This window comes from Streptomyces sp. BK239 (genome assembly GCF_004217285.1).
Taxonomy (GTDB): domain Bacteria; phylum Actinomycetota; class Actinomycetes; order Streptomycetales; family Streptomycetaceae; genus Streptomyces.
This window is the reverse complement of sequence record NZ_SHKS01000005.1, coordinates 560,695-577,319: the sequence shown is the minus strand read 5'-3', so window position 1 is coordinate 577,319 and position 16,625 is coordinate 560,695. Positions and strand designations below refer to the sequence as shown.

General features: G+C 71.7%; 15 protein-coding genes. 9 read left to right on the top strand and 6 right to left on the bottom strand.

The window, feature by feature from the left end:
- Positions 1–18: 18 nt before the first annotated feature.
- Entirely contained in the window at positions 19–711 is a 693-nt protein-coding gene (locus EV567_RS19045; protein WP_130441568.1) for a DUF402 domain-containing protein, read from the top strand.
- A 337-nt stretch (positions 712–1,048) separates the two neighbouring features.
- Positions 1,049–3,250: an ATP-binding SpoIIE family protein phosphatase gene (locus tag EV567_RS19040; protein WP_130441566.1), complete on the top strand. Its 2,202-nt coding sequence runs from the start codon at positions 1,049–1,051 to the stop codon at positions 3,248–3,250.
- A 64-nt stretch (positions 3,251–3,314) separates the two neighbouring features.
- On the opposite strand, the gene EV567_RS19035 is transcribed toward EV567_RS19040, so the two are convergent.
- Positions 3,315–5,768, bottom strand: coding sequence for a transglycosylase domain-containing protein (locus tag EV567_RS19035; protein WP_130441564.1), 2,454 nt, complete (start codon positions 5,766–5,768; stop codon positions 3,315–3,317).
- 258 nt (positions 5,769–6,026) lie between these two features.
- Here EV567_RS19035 and EV567_RS19030 point away from each other — a divergent pair, with 258 nt between their 5' ends.
- The 5 genes from EV567_RS19030 to EV567_RS19010 all read left to right on the top strand — a co-directional run bounded on the left by EV567_RS19030 (position 6,027) and on the right by EV567_RS19010 (position 10,913).
- Complete coding sequence (locus tag EV567_RS19030) at positions 6,027–6,992, top strand: SPFH domain-containing protein (protein ID WP_130441562.1); 966 nt, start codon at positions 6,027–6,029, stop codon at positions 6,990–6,992.
- Positions 6,989–7,246 (top strand): hypothetical protein, encoded by a 258-nt coding sequence (locus EV567_RS19025; RefSeq protein WP_165430419.1) that lies wholly within the window; start codon positions 6,989–6,991, stop codon positions 7,244–7,246. Before EV567_RS19030 ends, EV567_RS19025 begins: the two co-directional genes overlap by 4 nt.
- Before the next feature lie 141 nt (positions 7,247–7,387).
- Positions 7,388–7,912 (top strand): PadR family transcriptional regulator, encoded by a 525-nt coding sequence (locus tag EV567_RS19020; protein WP_130441558.1) that lies wholly within the window; start codon positions 7,388–7,390, stop codon positions 7,910–7,912.
- On the top strand, positions 7,909–8,598 hold the full coding sequence (locus EV567_RS19015) for an ABC transporter ATP-binding protein (RefSeq protein WP_130441556.1): 690 nt from the start codon (positions 7,909–7,911) through the stop codon (positions 8,596–8,598). Before EV567_RS19020 ends, EV567_RS19015 begins: the two co-directional genes overlap by 4 nt.
- A complete protein-coding gene (locus EV567_RS19010; RefSeq protein WP_130441554.1) occupies positions 8,595–10,913 on the top strand; it encodes an FtsX-like permease family protein in 2,319 nt (772 codons plus the stop codon). The genes EV567_RS19015 and EV567_RS19010 overlap by 4 nt, the downstream gene beginning before the upstream one ends.
- 62 nt (positions 10,914–10,975) lie before the next feature.
- Here EV567_RS19010 and EV567_RS19005 read toward each other — a convergent pair whose 3' ends face one another.
- The 4 genes from EV567_RS19005 to EV567_RS18990 all read right to left on the bottom strand — a co-directional run bounded on the left by EV567_RS19005 (position 10,976) and on the right by EV567_RS18990 (position 13,973).
- The gene (locus tag EV567_RS19005) at positions 10,976–11,404 is read right to left on the bottom strand and encodes a hypothetical protein (RefSeq protein WP_130441552.1); all 429 of its coding nucleotides are present in this window, start codon (positions 11,402–11,404) and stop codon (positions 10,976–10,978) included.
- Positions 11,405–11,408: 4 nt separating this feature from the next.
- Positions 11,409–11,831: a roadblock/LC7 domain-containing protein gene (locus EV567_RS19000; protein WP_207228804.1), complete on the bottom strand. Its 423-nt coding sequence runs from the start codon at positions 11,829–11,831 to the stop codon at positions 11,409–11,411.
- Between the two features lie 65 nt (positions 11,832–11,896).
- On the bottom strand, positions 11,897–12,793 hold the full coding sequence (locus EV567_RS18995; RefSeq protein ID WP_130441550.1) for a MarR family transcriptional regulator: 897 nt from the start codon (positions 12,791–12,793) through the stop codon (positions 11,897–11,899).
- A 187-nt stretch (positions 12,794–12,980) separates the two neighbouring features.
- Positions 12,981–13,973, bottom strand: coding sequence for a LysR substrate-binding domain-containing protein (locus EV567_RS18990; RefSeq protein WP_242620891.1), 993 nt, complete (start codon positions 13,971–13,973; stop codon positions 12,981–12,983).
- Between the two features lie 133 nt (positions 13,974–14,106).
- Between EV567_RS18990 and EV567_RS18985 the strand changes: the two genes are divergently transcribed.
- Together EV567_RS18985 and EV567_RS18980 are read left to right on the top strand one after the other, a co-directional pair.
- The gene (locus tag EV567_RS18985) at positions 14,107–14,661 is read left to right on the top strand and encodes a peroxiredoxin (protein WP_130441546.1); all 555 of its coding nucleotides are present in this window, start codon (positions 14,107–14,109) and stop codon (positions 14,659–14,661) included.
- A gap of 6 nt (positions 14,662–14,667) precedes the next feature.
- On the top strand, positions 14,668–15,201 hold the full coding sequence (locus EV567_RS18980) for an alkyl hydroperoxide reductase (RefSeq protein WP_130441544.1): 534 nt from the start codon (positions 14,668–14,670) through the stop codon (positions 15,199–15,201).
- A gap of 88 nt (positions 15,202–15,289) precedes the next feature.
- Here EV567_RS18980 and EV567_RS18975 read toward each other — a convergent pair whose 3' ends face one another.
- A complete protein-coding gene (locus EV567_RS18975; protein ID WP_130441542.1) occupies positions 15,290–16,603 on the bottom strand; it encodes an AI-2E family transporter in 1,314 nt (437 codons plus the stop codon).
- Between the last annotated feature and the right edge of the window lie 22 nt (positions 16,604–16,625).

Sequence of the window (16,625 nt, the reverse complement as noted above, 5' to 3'; positions counted from 1 at the left end):
GGCACCTAATATCTGTCCATGGCAGACGGCGGAGCGGTGAGAAGCGTGGGAACGGGCGGTGCGGCGGTCCACTGGGAGCCCGGGGACCAGATCCTGTGGCGCTACCGGGAGAACGGCGGCGCGCGCATCCACATCGCCCGTCCCGTCACGGTGGTGCGCGACGACGCAGAGCTGCTCGCCGTGTGGATGGCGCCCGGCACCCAGTGTGTGAAGCCGGTGCTCGCGGACGGCACCCCGCTGCACCGGGAGCCGCTGACCACCCGCTACACCAAGCCGCGCGGCGTGGTGCGCGACCGCTGGTTCGGCACCGGGGTGCTGAAGCTGGCCCGGCCCGGTGAGCCGTGGTCGGTGTGGCTGTTCTGGGAGCCGGGCTGGAAGTTCAAGAACTGGTACGTCAACCTCGAGGAGCCGCTGGCCCGTTGGGAGGGCGGGGTGGACTCCGAGGACCACTTCCTGGACATCTGCGTCTACCCGGACCGCAGTTGGGGCTGGTGCGACGAGGACGAGTTCGCGCAGGCGCAGACTGACGGTCTGATGGACGCTCAGGTGGCCGAACGCGTGCGGGAGGCGGGCCGCTCGGCGGTGGCGGAGATCTCGGCGTGGGCGTCCCCGTTCGCGGACGGCTGGCAGCACTGGCGCCCCGACCCGTCCTGGGCCGTACCGTTGCTGCCGGAGGACTGGGACCGCACGCCCGCGCACCTGTCGACATGAGACCCTTGCTGTGCCCCCGGGCAGCAAACGTAGGATCGTCCTCCGCAAGGATGCGCAACAGCAACTCCCGGAGCACGTGCCGGGTCTGACCGAACGTCACCGAGGGGCGGCAGGACGTGAGCGAGGGGTACGAGGGCGGCACCGGCGGGGCGGACGGGACGTCCGGAACACGCCCCGGGAGAGGCCCCGGGGGCCGCGCACGGTCCACCGGTGGCACGGGAACAGCCTCTGACCACGCGGGAAATCCGTTCCGGGGACACGTATTCCGGGTATCGGGATTCCTGCGGGACCGACTGCGTGCGCGGCACGCAGCCCCGGACGGACGGATTCGACACGCGTGACGGAGCAGCCCACCTCGTTCGAACGCCCCCAGGGCGTGGACCCCACGGAGTCCCGTGGGGCGCTCCCCCGTACCCCGGCGCACACGCCGGAGGACGCCACCGGATCGACCTCCGCAGCGCCGGGCGACACGGCGCCGTGCGGGCCGGACGGCCCGGCCGGTCCGGCGGGCCGGGGAGGCAAGGGGAGCAAAGGGAGCAAAGCGATCAGGGGGAGCAAGGGCATCATGGGGCAAGATCCGGCCGGTTCCGAGCCCGAGCACTCCCAGCCGGCGACCGCCGAGACGGACACCCACCGGCCGCGCCCCGCGCCCGAGTCCATCCCGGTCCAGCCCGGCGCCCGGGCCGACCCGCGGACCGACCGCGGAGCCGAACGCGCCGCGGACACGGCCTACGACCGGGTGCTGGAGCAGGCGGCCGACGGCCGGGAGCGCCGCACCGGGCAGATCCCGGCGCCCGGCCGGCCCACGCCGATGCGGCGGGAAGGGGACCGGCTGCGCTTCGTGGGCGCCGCGACCCGGCGGATCGCCCGCGGTCTGGACCTGGACGAGATCGTGATGGGGCTGTGCCGGGCGACCGTGCCGACGTTCTCCGACGCGATCCTCGTCTATCTGCGCGACCCGCTGCCGGTCGGTGACGAGCGGCCGGTCGCGGACCGGGTGGTGCTGCGGCTGCGGCGCACCGACCGCATCCCGGAGGAGCGGGACACCGAGAGCGGCTTCGCGGCCCTGGCGGCGCCGCCGGAGACGCCGGAGCTGTCCGAACTGTCGGCGGCGATCGCCGAGCTGTGCGAGGTACGGCCGGGCGGGGCGCTCGCGGAGGTGCTGCGCGGGGTGCGCCCGGTGTTCGCGGACGCCCCGGCCGCCCTCGCCGCACTGCCCGAACTCCTGGGTGAGGAGAGCCAGTTGGAGGTGCCCGACCAGCAGCGGGCGATCCTCGCCCCGTTGCGGGGCCGGCGCCGGGTGATCGGCGCGGCGGTGTTCATACGCCGGCCGGACCGGATGCCGTTCGAGAACGACGACCTGCTGGTCGCCGCCCAGCTCGCCACGCACAGCGCCCTCGGCATCGACAAGGCCGTGCTGTACGACCGTGAGGCGTACATCGCGGACGAGCTCCAGCGCACGATGCTCCCGGAGACCCTGCCGCGCCCCACCGGCGTACGACTGGCGTCCCGTTATCTGCCGGCCGCGGAGACCGCGCGGGTCGGCGGCGACTGGTACGACGCGATCCCGCTGCCGGGCAGCCGGGTGGCGCTGGTGGTGGGCGACGTCATGGGGCACTCCATGACCAGCGCGGCCATCATGGGCCAGCTGCGCACGACCGCGCAGACCCTGGCCGGACTGGACCTGCCGCCGCAGGAGGTGCTGCACCACCTCGACGAGCAGGCCCAGCGCCTGGGCACCGACCGCATGGCGACCTGCCTGTACGCGGTGTACGACCCGGTCTCGCACCGCATCACCATCGCCAACGCCGGCCATCCGCCGCCTGTCCTGCTGCATCTGGGCGGCCGGGCCGAGGTGCTGCGGGTGCCGCCGGGCGCGCCGATCGGCGTGGGCGGCGTCGACTTCGAGGCGGTGCAGCTGGACGCGCCCGCCGGGGCGACGCTGCTGCTGTACACCGACGGCCTGGTGGAGTCCCGACTGCGGGACGTGGCGACCGGCATAGAGCAGCTGCGGGAGAAGCTCGCGGCGACCGCGCAGCTCACCGGGCCGGATCACCCGCCGCCGCTGGAGGCGCTGTGCGACGAGGTGCTCGACATGCTCGGCCCGGGCGACCGGGACGACGACATCGCGCTGCTCGCCGCCCGGTTCGACGGTATCGCGCCGAGCGACGTGGCGTACTGGTACCTGGAACCGGAGGACGCCGCTCCGGGGCAGGCGCGCCGGCTGGCCCGGCGGGCGCTGTCCCGCTGGGGGCTGGAGGAGCTGACCGACTCGGTCGAGCTGCTGGTGAGCGAGGTGGTCACCAACGCGGTGCGTTACGCCACGCGGCCGGTGACGCTGCGGCTGCTGCGCACGGACGTGCTGCGCTGCGAGGTGGGCGACGACGTGCCGCAGCTGCCGCGGCTGCGGCAGGCGCGGGCCACGGACGAGGGCGGCCGCGGGCTGTATCTGGTGAACCGGCTGGCCCGCCGGTGGGGCGCCACCCGGCTGAGCACCGGCAAGGTGGTCTGGTTCGAGCTGAACAAGGGCGGTCAGTGACCGGATGACGACGGCGGAGGGCGCCCGGTGGTGACCACCGGGCGCCCTCCGCCTTTCCCGCCGCCTACTGTCCCGTCCCGCTCCCCAGCTGAGGGTCGAGCGGGTTGGCGGGGTCCTCCGTGGTGGGCGGGTCCTCGGTGGTCGGCGACTGCGAAGGCTCCGCGGTGGTCGGCGACTGGGAAGGCTCCTGGGTGGTCGGCGACTGGGAGGGCGAGGGGCTCTTGGGCGGCGCACTGCTCGTGGGCGGCTCGCTGCTCGGCTCCTGCGAGGGCTCGTCGGACTTCGACGGCGACGGGCTGGGCGAGGGGGGCTGCTGGACGGCGGCGCCCTGGTCGGTCTCCAGGTCGAACTTGCTGACCTTGGTGGAGACGCCGAAGGTGTACCCGGCCCAGATCTCGGCCGGGAAGGTGCCGCCGTTGACGCGGCCGTCGTCGCCCTTCAGGCCGTTGGTCGCACCGGTCAGCGGGACCTGGGCGTGCGGGGGCTTGGCGGACTCGCCGAACAGGCCGACCGAGGTGACCAGGTCGGGGGTGTAACCGGTGAACCAGGCCGACCTGTTGAAGTCGGAGGTGCCCGTCTTGCCGGCGACCTTCTGGCCCTTGCGCAGCGGGTTGTCCCGCACGGACAGCTTGGCCGTGCCGTCGTCGACCACGCCGGTGAGGACCGAGGTGACCGAGTCGGCGGCCTTGCGGTCGATGACCTGCTCGCCGACGCCGTCGGCCGGCTGCACCGAGTGGGCGCTGTTCTGCGCCGACTTGATGAGGGTCGGGGTGACCTTCCTGCCGTGGTTGTCGAGGGTGGCGTAGACGCCGGCCATCTGCAGGGGGCTCGCGCCCATGGTGCCGAGGGTCTGGGCGGGCACCGCCTTCAGGTCCTTGGTGTTCATGCCGAGGTCGCTCGCGGTCTTGAGCACCTCGTCCATGCCGACGTCGACGCCCATCTGCGCGAAGACGGAGTTGATGGACTTGTTCATCGCGGTCTGCACGGTGACGTCGCCGTAGTCGCGCTCGTCCTCGTTCTCGGGGGCGAAGCCGATGTCACTGCCCTTGACCGGGCGCTTGCTGGTGCCGTCGTAGACGGTGTTCGCGGTGATCTGGTCGCCGTCCTGGGTCTTGGCGCCCTTGTCCAGGGCGGCGGCCAGGATCACCGGCTTGAAGGTGGAGGCGGGCTGGTAGTCGGCGCGGGTGGCGTTGTTGACGTAGTGCTTGACGTAGTCCACCCCGCCGTACATCGCCACGACCGCGCCCGTCTTCGGGTCCACCGAGGCGGCGCCGGCCTGGACGTCGGCGTCGACCGAGCGCTTCTTCGGGTCCAGCTTGTCGGTGAGCTGCTCCTTGACGGAGGCTTCCAGCGCCTTCTGCTTCTTCTTGTCGATGTTGAGCGTGATGTTCCAGCCGCCGGCGTTGACCATCGCCTCGGCTTCCTTGGCGTTCGCCGCGACGCCCTGGGCGACGAGCTGCTTCTCCAGCTCTCCGTTGGCGGCGTTGACCAGGTAGCCGACCTGGCCCTGCATGCCGGGCGCGGGCTTCGGCTCCTTCGGGATCGGGAACTTCATGCCGGCGCGCTCGGACTGCCCCAGCCACTTCTCCTCGACCATGTTGTTCAGGACGTAGTTCCAGCGCTGCTGGACCAGCCGCTTGCCGGTGGGGGTGGCGGAGGTCCAGTCGTACTGGCTGGGGGCCTGGAGCAGTGCGGCGAGGTAGGCGCCCTGTGCGACGGTGAGCTTGTCGGCGTCGACGCGGTAGTAGGCCTGGGCGGCGGCCTGGATGCCGTAGGCGCCGCGGCCGTAGTAGCTGGTGTTGATGTAGCCGGCCAGGATGTACTCCTTGGACTCCTCCTGGTCCAGCTTCAGGGAGATGACCAGCTCCTTCAGCTTGCGCGTGACGGTCTGTTCCTGGGTCAGGTAGTAGTTCTTCACGTACTGCTGGGTGATCGTCGAACCGCCCTGCGCGCCCTTGCCCATGAGGGTGTTGAGGACACCGCGGGCGGTGCCGCGCAGGTCGACGCCGGCGTCGTCGTAGAAGGACTTGTTCTCGGCGGCGACGAAGGTGCGCTGGACGGCCTTGGGGACGTCGGCGAGGTCGACGTTCTCGCGGTTGAGCTTGCCGTCGCGGGCGAGGAGCGTGCCGTCGCTGAACTTGTAGACGTTGCTCTGCAGCTGTGCCTCGGCGTTGGCGGTGTCCGGGATCGGCGTGGTCACGTAGAGCACGATGAAAGCGCCGATGGTGAGCAGAGACACGCCGAGGAACGTGCCGAGCACCTTCTTCCACGTGAACATGCGGCGTATGAGGCTCCGGTCGGCCTTGCCGGCCTTGGCGCCCTTCTTGGCCCCCCGGCGTGCGGCGGCGCGGCCGCCCGCGGCGGCGGTGGCCGTGGCGGTGGCCGCGGGCGGCGTCTCCTCGGCCGGGGACGCCGGCCTGCTGTGTGTGGGCGGCGCCTCCGCCCGTGACGAACGATTTTTGGGCGCCGCGCGGCGGCCACCGCGCTGGCGCGCTCGTCTGTCGTCCGCTCGTCCCATGAGTCCGCTCGCTCCGCTTCCTACTCGGCTGTCACACCCGTGCCCGGAGGCAGTCAGCTCAGAAAGCTAACACCGCTCTCTATGACAAAGGGCTCTCGATCCGGCCCCGGCCGGGGGTGAGAATCAGCACCCCGTCCGCTGGAACCGGCCCCCGTTCCAAGGGATTCGACGTGCGAAAGGGGTTCAGGGTTGCCATCGCGAGGTAAAGTGATATCACTTAGCTAGACCGAAGCTGAGTTCGAGAAACGGGGGACCCCCATGACCGCGCACGACCCGTCCACGGCAGACCCGTCGGCCGTCCGTCCGTCGGACACCGTCGACGCGCCCGCGATGCCCGCCCCGCGCGTGCACGAGTTCCCGGCGCGCAGCGTCGGCGGCGGGCTGGCCCTGCTCACCGGCCTGCTGGGGCTGCTGGCCGGCGTCGCGCTGATCCTGGCCGGTGCGGCCATGACCGTCACCGCCGCCAAGGCAGGTCTGATCGTCGGCGGCATCGTGGTGGCGCTGGCCTCCTTCACAGCGATGTGCGGGCTGAACATGGTCGCGCCGGGCGAGGCCCGGGTGGTGCAGCTCTTCGGCCGCTACCGCGGGACGATCCGCGAGGACGGACTGCGCTGGGTGAACCCCTTCACCTCCCGCGAGAAGATCTCCACCCGGGTGCGCAACCACGAGACCTCGGTGCTGAAGGTGAACGACGCCTACGGCAACCCGATCGAGCTCGCCGCGGTCGTGGTATGGAACGTGCAGGACACCGCCCAGGCCAGCTTCGAGGTGGACGACTTCCTGGAGTTCGTCGCCACCCAGACCGAGGCCGCCGTCCGGCACATCGCCATCGAGTACCCCTACGACGCCCATGACCAGAGCGAGCTCTCGCTGCGGGGCAACGCCGAGGAGATCACCGAGAAGCTCGCCGTCGAGCTCCACGCGCGCGTGGAGGCGGCCGGCGTGCGGATCATCGAGTCCCGCTTCACCCACCTCGCCTACGCCCCGGAGATCGCCTCCGCGATGCTCCAGCGGCAGCAGGCGGGCGCGGTGGTCGCGGCCCGGCGGGAGATCGTGGACGGCGCGGTCGGCATGGTGGAGGCGGCGCTCCAGCGGATCGCCGAGCAGGACATCGTGGAACTCGACGAGGAGCGCAAGGCGGCGATGGTGTCCAACCTGATGGTGGTGCTCTGCGGGGACCGGGCGCCCCAGCCCGTGCTCAACACCGGGACGCTCTACCAGTGACCTCGCCGGAAGAGGGGACACCCCCTCGGCGTCGGCCGCAGCAGCGCAAGCAGGTGCTGCTGCGGCTGGACCCGCTGGTGTACGACGCCCTGGCCCGGTGGGCCGGGGACGAACTGCGGTCCGCCAACGCGCAGATCGAGTTCCTGCTGCGCCGCGCCCTCGCCGAGGCCGGGAGGCTGCCGCGCGACACCGGGCCGATCCCGCGCCGCGGACGGCCGCCCGGGGGCCCGCCCCCCGGCCCTCCACCGACCTGAACGACCCGGGGCGCACCCGCGGCGGCGGCGCTGTAGCAAAACGGTGACAACCCCTTCCCACCTGCGCACTCGCACACCGCGCCACCACCTCCGCACACCGTGTATACATCGCGGGTATACACCGCATGTACAGTCCTGACCATGTCCATCGGTCACACGCTCCTCGGACTCCTGGAGTCCGGGCCCCGCCACGGCTACGACCTGAAGCGGGCCTTCGACGAGAAGTTCGGTCACGACCGGCCGCTGCACTACGGCCAGGTCTACTCGACGATGTCCCGGCTGCTGAAGAACGGCCTCGTGGAGGTCGACGGCATCGAGGCGGGCGGCGGCCCCGAGCGCAAGCGCTACGCCATCACCGACGCCGGCATCACCGACGTGCAGCGGTGGCTGGCGACCCCGGAGAAGCCGGAGGAATACCTCCAGTCGACCCTCTACACCAAGGTCGTCCTGGCCCTGCTCACCCGGCGCGACGCCACCGGGATCCTCGACGCCCAACGCTCCGAGCATCTGCGCAGCATGCGGATCCTCACCGACCGCAAACGCAAGGGCGACCTCGCCGACCAGTTGATCTGCGACCACGCCCTGTTCCACCTGGAAGCCGATCTGCGCTGGCTGGAGCTCACCGCCGCGCGCCTCGACAAGCTCCGAGAGGCGGTGACCGCGTGAACGCTCCCGCGGGCTCCCTGCTGGCCGCGCACGACCTGCGCAAAGCGTACGGGCCGACCCTGGCGCTGGACGGCGCCGAGTTCTCCATCCACCCCGGCGAGGTCGTCGCCGTGATGGGCCCCTCCGGGTCCGGCAAGTCCACCCTGCTGCACTGCCTCGCCGGGATCGTCACGCCCGACTCGGGCTCGATCCTCTACGACGGGCAGGAGCTGGCGACGATGAACGACACCCGGCGCAGCGCCCTCAGGCGCTCGGAGTTCGGGTTCGTGTTCCAGTTCGGCCAGCTGGTGCCGGAGCTGACCTGCGTGGAGAACGTGGCGCTGCCGCTCAGGCTGAACGGCACCTCCCGCAAGCAGGCCGAGCGCGCTGCGCTGGCCTGGATGGAGCGGCTGGAGGTCGACGACCTCGCCGGGAAGCGGCCCGGCGAGGTGTCCGGCGGCCAGGGGCAGCGCGTCGCCGTGGCCCGCTCGCTGGTGACCGGCCCGCGGGTGGTGTTCGCCGACGAGCCGACCGGCGCGCTGGACTCCCTCAACGGCGAACGCGTGATGGAACTGCTCACCGAGGCGGCCCGGTCGACCAACGCCGCCGTGGTGCTGGTGACGCACGAGGCCCGGGTGGCGGCCTACTCCGACCGCGAGATCGTCGTGAGGGACGGGAAGTCGCGGGACATGGAGCGGGCGATATGAGACGTCGCCTGTGGGTGTCGGACCTGGGCATGGGGGCCAGGTTCGCCTTCGCCGGCGGGCGGGAGGGGTGGGCGCGGATGCTGCTCACCGCCGTCGGCGTGGGACTCGGAGTGGCGCTGCTGCTGCTCACCACCGCGATCCCCAACGCTCTGGCCGTACGGCAGGAGCGGGAGGAGGCGCGCACCGACGTCACGTTCAACAACCCGAAGATACCGAGGTCGGACGCCACGCTGCTGGTCGCCGACGTCCCCACGACCTTCCGCGAGAAGGAGGTGCGCGGGCGTGAGGTGCAGCCGGAGGGACCGCGGGCGCCGGTGCCGCCGGGGCTCTCGCGGCTGCCGGGTGTGGGCGAGATGGTGGTCTCCCCGGCGCTGAAGCGGCTGCTGGAGTCGGACGACGGGAAGCTGCTGCGGGAGCGGCTGCCGGACCGGATCGTCGGCACCATCGGCGAGCCCGGACTGATCGGCTCGCAGGAGTTCGCGTACTTCCGGGGCGTGGACCACCTCGTGATCACCGAGGAGACCTACCGGATCGCCCGCATCGACCGGTTCGGCGACCCGGATCCGACCCCGCAGAGCATGGACCCCATCCTGGTCCTGCTGACCCTCGTGGTGTTCCTGGTGCTGCTGATGCCGGTCGCCGTCTTCATCGCCGCTGCCGTGCGGTTCGGCGGCGAGCGCCGCGACCGGCGGCTCGCGGCCCTGCGGCTGGTGGGCTCCGACAGCGGCATGACCCGGCGGGTCGCCGCGGGCGAGGCGATGGCCGGCGCCGTGGTGGGTCTCGTCTTCGGCACGGTGTTCTTCCTGATCGGACGGCAGGCCGCCGGGTCCATGGAACTGCTCGACGTGAGCGTGTTCCCCAGCTATCTGGACCCCTCCCCCATGCTGGCCCTGTTGGTCGCGGTCGCGGTCCCGGCCGCCGCCGTGCTGGTCACCCTGTTCGCGCTGCGGGGCGTGGTGATCGAGCCGCTCGGCGTGGTGCGCACGGCGAAGCCGCCGCGCCGCCGGCTGTGGTGGCGGCTGCTGGTGCCGCTGGCCGGGCTCGGGCTGCTCTACCCGATGATCGGAAAGGGCCGCGACAACGGGGACTTCAACCAGTACCTGGTCTCCGCTGGGGTGCTGCTGCTGCTCGTCGGCGTGACCGCGCTACTGCCGTGGGTCGTGGAGGCGGTCGTCGCCCGGCTCGGCGCGGGCGGCCTCGCCTGGCAACTGGCCATCCGACGGCTTCAGTTGAGCAGCGGGACGGCCGCCCGCATGGTGAACGGCATCGCGGTCGCCGTGGCGGGCGCCATCGCCCTTCAGATGCTGTTCACCGGAGTGGAGGGCCAGTACACCGAGGAGACCGGGAACGACCTCTCCCGGGCGCAGATGCAGGTGTGGCTGCCGAAGGGGACGGCCCTGGCCGGGACGGCGGCCGCGTTCGAGGCGACCGAGGGGGTGCGGAAGGTCCACGTCTTCGGTGAGGCCTACGTCAACGACCGGCGCAAGGACGCCGAGGAACTCACCCAGATCACCGTCGCCGACTGCGCCACCCTGCGCTCGGTGGCCTCGATCCCCTCCTGCCGCGACGGCGACTCCTTCCTCGTCGAGGGCGGCGACTACGGCTCCGTCACGCCCGCGGTGTCGAAGCCCGGCACGCGCCTGTGGTTCGACGACGGCCAGGAGAGCCCGTACCGCTGGACGGTGCCGGCGGGCATCGAGCGGGTGCGTCCGGTCACCGACCCGACGGGGCAGCTGCGCGGCGGCTTCCTGCTGACTCCCGCCGCGCTGCCCGCGGGGTCCGAGCGTGCGGTGTCCGTGCAGGTCTACGTCTCGCTCGACGACCAGGTGGCCGACGCGGCCGAGTACGTGCGGAACACGACCGGGCGGATCGACCCGATCGGCGAGGCCTCGATGTGGACGGCCGAGGAGCGGTCGGAGACCTTCGACAAGATCCGTACCGGCCTCTTGGTGGGCGCCGCCTGTGTGCTGGCGCTGATCGGGGCGAGCCTGCTGGTGTCGCAGCTGGAGCAGTTGCGGGAGCGGCGCAAGCTGCTGTCCTCGCTGGTCGCCTTCGGCACCCGGCGGCGCACGCTGAGCCTGTCGGTGCTGTGGCAGACGGCGATCCCGATCGGGCTGGGCCTGCTGCTGGCCTCGCTGGTGGGGATCACGCTGGGCACGGTGCTGCTGATGATGACGGACACGCCGGTGAGCGTGGACTGGGCGAGCGTGCTGTCCATGACCGGCATCGGCGCGGCCGTCGTGCTGGCGGTGACGCTGCTCAGCCTGCCGCCGCTGGTGCGGCTGATGCGGCCGGAGGGCCTTCGCACGGAGTGAGCGCCGACCCGTGGGCGCCGGCGACGGCCCCTTCCCCGCCCGGGGAGGGGCCGTCGCCCCTCTCAGAGGCTGTACGCCTTCACCACGCGCCGTACCTGGGCGAACAGCATCCCCACGTTGACCGACTTGCGGCAGACGACCACCGCGACGACGTCCTGCTGCTCGTTCATCCTCACGAACAGGTGGGTGAGGTTCTCGCTGTTGACGAGGATCTCCTGGAAGAAGTGGTTGTCGCTGCTGCTCCCGCGGCGCTCCTTGAAGACGTCCTCGATCATCACCACCGTCCGTCCCTGGAACAGGTCGAGGGTCGCGCCCGCGAGCAGGTCGAGGACCTCCGGCGGGTGGTTGTCGACGGTCTCGTAGGACAGCAGCATGCCGGTCGACATGTCGACGACGCCCGAGGCGACGCAGTCGGGGGCATCCGTGCGCAACGACTTGACCAGGCCCATCACCTGGTCGGAGAAACCGGGGGTCATACGCTTAGTCGCCATCCTTTCAGACCCCTTCGGCTGCCTTGCGGGGCTGCGCGAACGGGGTGGGCTCCGGGGCCCGGTCGGTGAGGATCAGGTCGATGCGGCGCAGGGCCGGCTGGGTCGCCCGGTGCAGGCGCTCCACGTCCATGCCCTCGTCGCCGAGGACGACCATGAGCGCGGTCTCGCCGACCGCGTAGAACGCGGCGCAGCCGTGGCTGCCGTAGGCCACCGTGCGGTCGAGGGAGCCGCGGGAGGTGGCCTCGGCGGTGCGGCGGGCGAGGCCGAGGCCGGCCGCGGCGAGGGCGGCGAGGCCGTCGGGGTCGATCGAGTCCGCGGTGTCGGCGGCGATGAGCAGGCCGTCGGCCGCCGCGACCGCGGTGTCGGTGATGCCGCTCACCTGCTCGCGCAGGCCGCGCATCTCCCGCGCGAGGGCTTGGTGGTCCATGGGTGGAACTCCCTTGTGTCTGTTCGCATATGACCGTCTGTCGTCTGTCGCGTACCTGCGGGGGCCTATTTCGTCGTCGGGTTGCGCAGCCGGAAGAACTCCTTCCAGCCCGTCCCGCCGCGTTCGCCGCCGATCGCCTCGGTGATGCCGCTCGCGCCGGGACGGCGGCGGGGCAGCGCGACCGGTTCGGGAGGACGGGCCTGAGCGGGTGCGGGCGGGGGCGGGGCGGGTTCGCGGGGGCGGACGGGCTGTCCGCCGGGTGGGAGCCGGACCGGGATCGGCGCGGGTGTGCGAGGGCACTCAAGGAGTCCCTCCCCGAGCATCCGGGCCACCTCCACGGTGACGGTGTACACCCCGCGCCCGGTGAGGAAGGCCAGGTCACGGGAGGTGCGGCGGCCGTCGGCGTGCAGGAGCAGCTCGCGTTGCAGCGGGCCGAGCCGGGTGGCGTCGTACGACGGCAGGGCGGGCGCGGGCCGTTCCCGCTCGGGGCGTACGGGACACGGGAGCGCGAGCAGCGCGTTGACCTTGCGTGCCGCGTCCTGGAGCAGCCGGGTGGGCGGTTCGCCGACGGCGATGGCGGCGGGCGGGCTGCCGTCGCCGGGGCCGCGCTCGCAGTCGTCGACGATGCCCGCGACGAGCGCGAACACGGCGTCCTGGAGGGCCATCACGCAGACGACGCGGAGCTGGGCGGCGCCGGTGCGGCCCTGGGCGATGAGCTGGGCGGCCGGCCAGCGCGATCCGCCGGACTCGCGGACCAGGTCGGCCCATTCCTCGCCGCCGATGCGGCCGGAGCGCAGCAGCAGGGCGTCCGGTCCCGGAGCGCCCGGCGACTCGACGGCGACGACCAGTCCGCCGCGCAGGTGGACCGTGCCGCCGGGTGAGCCGGACACCCGCACCTCGCCGGTGAAGCCGTCACGCCCGCACGCGGCCAGTTCGCGTGCCAGCAGCTCGTAGCCCGACATCACTCCCCTTGGCATGTCGCACATACGCCTGACGCGTAGCACTGAGGAGGGAAGGTGTATCAGGGCGGGCGGATGATCCAGTGGCGGATTCCCCAGCTGCCCCCAGGGTGAGAGAAGTTGCCCGTTCGTATTCTCGTGGGGCGCTCAATTCACCGGATCGGGTGCTCTGTCGACCGGGTGTGAGCGGTCAGCCGCCGGCCCCGAGAACCCGTACGGGCAGCGGCCGCAACGCCTCGCGCAGGGCGTCGGCCAACTCCGTGTACTCGGCCCGGCGGGCGGCGCCCGCGCGCATGGCGAGGGCGACGCGCCGGGTGGGGGCGGGGTCGGCGAAGCGGCCGGTGCGCAACTGGGTGCTGCGGCTGGTCTCGACGGTGACGGCGGTGCGCGGCAGCAGGGTGCAGCCCAGGCCGCCGGCGACGAGCTGGACGAGCGTGGAGAGCCCGGCGGCGGTGGTGGTGACCGGCGCTCCCTCCTGGCCGGCCTCACGGCAGACCTCCAGGGCCTGGTCCCGCAGGCAGTGCCCCTCGTCCAGGAGCAGCAGGTTCAGCTCCTTGAGCGCCTCGCGGGCGATGCCGTCCCGGCCGCCGAGCGGATGCCCCAGGGGCGTGACGAGCACGAAGTCCTCGTCGAACAGGGGCAGTTCGACCGTGCCGGGAACCCCCAGGGGCACGGCGAGGAGCAGCAGGTCGAGCCGGCCGGTGTGCAGGCCGTCGACGAGGCTCGCGGTCTGCTCCTCGTGGACCTGGAGGTCGAGGCGCGGATAGCGGTCGTGGACCAGGCGCAGGACGGTGGGCAGGAGGTACGGCGCCACGGTGGGGATGACACCGAGGCGCAGCGCCCCGGTGAAGGGCGCCCGTACCGCCTCGGCCTCCTCCATCAGCGCGCCGACCTCCGCCAGCACCGCCCTGGCCCGTACGGCGAGGCGCTCGCCGGCCGGGGAGAGCAGCACCTTGCGCGTCGTACGCTCCAGGAGGGTCACACCGAGCGCCTCCTCCAGCGCGGAGACGGCGCCGGACAGGGCGGGCTGGCTCATGCCGATGGCGGCTGCCGCGTCCCGGAAGTGCAGATGGTCGGCGACGGCCGCGAAGGCGCGCAGCTGGGCGAGGCTGGGGAGCCGCCGCTTGGCTCCGACGCCCACGCCGACGCCGGCGCTCTTGGGGTTCGGGTCACCCACGGTCACTGATAGCCACCTCCGATCAACCCGACCGAGTGTAGCGATTTCTCTAATCAATGCACCCTGTGCCAGAGTCGCACTCGTCCAACCCATGGGAAGCGTCCGCGATCCGGACGCTTCTTCGCTGCAAGGAGAGCGTGTGCTCACTGTTGGTGACAAGTTCCCCGAGTTCGAACTGACGGCCTGTGTCTCGCTGGAGAAGGGCAAGGAGTTCGAGCAGATCCACCACAAGTCCTACGAGGGCAAGTGGCTGGTGGTCTTCGCATGGCCCAAGGACTTCACCTTCGTCTGCCCGACCGAGATCGCCGCGTTCGGCAAGCTGAACGACGAGTTCGCCGACCGCGACGCGCAGATCCTCGGCTTCTCCGGTGACTCCGAGTTCGTCCACCACGCCTGGCGCAAGGACCACCCGGACCTGACGGACCTGCCGTTCCCGATGATGGCCGACTCCAAGCACGAGCTGATGCGGGACCTGGGCATCGAGGGCGAGGACGGCTTCGCGCAGCGCGCCGTGTTCGTCGTGGACCCCAACCGCGAGATCCAGTTCACGATGGTCACCGCGGGCTCCGTCGGCCGTAACCCCAAGGAGGTCCTGCGGGTCCTGGACGCCCTGCAGACCGACGAGCTGTGCCCCTGCAACTGGTCCAAGGGCGAGGACACCCTCGACCCGGTCGCGCTGCTGTCCGGGGAGTGATCTGACATGTCCCTCGACACCCTGAAGTCGCGCGTCCCGGACTACGCCAAGGACCTCAAGCTCAACCTGGGCTCGGTCATCGGCAACTCCGACCTTCCCGCGCAGCAGCTGTGGGGCACGGTGCTGGCGACGGCCATCGCCTCCCGCTCCCCCATCGTCCTGCGCGAGCTGGAGCCGGAGGCCAAGGCGAACCTGTCGCCGGAGGCGTACACGGCCGCCAAGTCCGCCGCCGCGGTGATGGCGATGAACAACGTCTTCTACCGCACCCGGCACCTGCTGTCCGACCACGAGTACGGCAACCTGCGGGCCGGTCTGCGGATGAACGTCATCGGCAACCCCGGGGTCGACAAGGTCGACTTCGAGCTGTGGTCGTTCGCCGTGTCCGCCATCAACGGCTGCGGGATGTGCCTGGACTCGCACGAGCAGGTGCTGCGCAAGGCCGGCGTCGAGCGTGAGGTCATCCAGGAGGCGTTCAAGATCGCCTCGGTGATCCAGGCGGTCGGCGTGACGCTGGACGCGGAGTCGATTCTCTCCGAGTGACCGCGCCACGCGCCTCGGGCCCCGTTCACCTGGTGGTGGGCGGGGCCCGTCGCCGTACCCGGGGGCTCCGCCCCAGACCGAGTCGCCGTTACGACGACGGGTTATCCGAGGAGGGCGGGCTCACCGGCGCCGCGTCCAGCGCCGTCGCCCCCCGTGGCTGCGGAGCCGTCCGCACCGCCGCCTCCCGCGAGTACGCGTGCAGATACGACACCACCGTGTTCGACACGGCCACCAGCGGCACCGCCACCACCGCTCCGCCGATCCCCGCCACCATCCCGCCGGAGGCCACCGCGAGGACCACCGCCAGCGGATGCACCCGCACCGCCCGCCCGAGGATGAACGGCTGCAGGATGTGCCCCTCGATCTGCTGCACCGCCAGCACCACCACCAGCGTCATCACCGCGGTGAACACACCCTGCGTCACCAGCGCCACCACCACCGCCAGCGCGCCGGAGGCGACCGCGCCGACGAGCGGGATGAAGGAGAACAGGAAGATGAAGACGGCGAGCGGGACCGCCATGGGCACGTCGAGGAAGTAGATGCCGAGGCCGATGAAGATGGCGTCGATCAACGCGACGACCACCGTGCCGCGCACGTACGCCGTCAGCGTCGCCCACGCGCGCGGACCCGCGCCGGCCACGCCCGGCCGCGCCGCCGCGGGCACCAGCTTCAGCGTCCACTCCCAGATGCGCTTGCCGTCGTAGAGCAGGAACAGCGTCGAGAAGAACGCCAGCAGGATGCCGGTGAGCGCCTCGACGACGACGGTGACGCCCTCCAGGCCCGCCGAGGTGATCTGCTCGGTGTTGGCGCCGATGGCGTCCCGCAGGTTCTGGGCGATGCCGTTGATCTGCTTGTCGGTGACGTGGAAGGGGCTGTTGAGCAGCCAGCGGCGCAGGTCGTCGATGCCGTCCTGGACCTGGTCGGAGAGGTTGTCGATGTTCTCCATGACCTGCCAGGTCACGAACCAGCCCATCAGGCCGATGATGACGAACCCGAGGATGGCGGTCAGCGCGGTGGCGAGCCCCTGCGGGACGCCCTTCCGCCGCAGCCGGGCGACCGTCGGCTGGAGCAGCGCCGTCAGCAGCAGCGCCACCACGAAGGCCAGCACGACGAGTTGGACGGCGCTGATCACCTTCATCAGCACCCAGACGGTGCCCGCCAGTACCAGCAGCCGCCAGCCGGCCTCGGCCGCGACCCGCACGCCCCACGGCACGACGTGCGCGGGGTCGGGGCGTTGGACGTGCGGCGGCAGTTCCTCGGGGAGCGTCCGGACGATGTCCGGCAGCGGCGGCTCGATGCCGTCGTCCTTACGCTCGGCCTCGGCGCGGCGCTGGTCGAGCCTTTCGCCCATCTCGCTCAGACCCGTGCCCAGTCGGCCAAGCCACCCTGGCAGTCGCGACATGTCCGTCCTCTTCCCCCGTCTC

Excerpts from the sequence above, each read along its gene's own strand:
- EV567_RS19045 (WP_130441568.1), top strand. The coding sequence starts at position 19 with ATGGCAGACGGCGGAGCGGTGAGAAGCGTGGGAACGGGCGGTGCGGCG.
- EV567_RS19035 (WP_130441564.1), bottom strand. The coding sequence starts at position 5,768 with ATGGGACGAGCGGACGACAGACGAGCGCGCCAGCGCGGTGGCCGCCGC.
- EV567_RS19030 (WP_130441562.1), top strand. The coding sequence starts at position 6,027 with ATGACCGCGCACGACCCGTCCACGGCAGACCCGTCGGCCGTCCGTCCG.
- EV567_RS19020 (WP_130441558.1), top strand. The coding sequence starts at position 7,388 with ATGTCCATCGGTCACACGCTCCTCGGACTCCTGGAGTCCGGGCCCCGC.
- EV567_RS19010 (WP_130441554.1), top strand. The coding sequence starts at position 8,595 with ATGAGACGTCGCCTGTGGGTGTCGGACCTGGGCATGGGGGCCAGGTTC.
- EV567_RS19005 (WP_130441552.1), bottom strand. The coding sequence starts at position 11,404 with ATGGCGACTAAGCGTATGACCCCCGGTTTCTCCGACCAGGTGATGGGC.
- EV567_RS19000 (WP_207228804.1), bottom strand. The coding sequence starts at position 11,831 with ATGGACCACCAAGCCCTCGCGCGGGAGATGCGCGGCCTGCGCGAGCAG.
- EV567_RS18995 (WP_130441550.1), bottom strand. The coding sequence starts at position 12,793 with ATGTCGGGCTACGAGCTGCTGGCACGCGAACTGGCCGCGTGCGGGCGT.
- EV567_RS18980 (WP_130441544.1), top strand. The coding sequence starts at position 14,668 with ATGTCCCTCGACACCCTGAAGTCGCGCGTCCCGGACTACGCCAAGGAC.
- EV567_RS18975 (WP_130441542.1), bottom strand. The coding sequence starts at position 16,603 with ATGTCGCGACTGCCAGGGTGGCTTGGCCGACTGGGCACGGGTCTGAGC.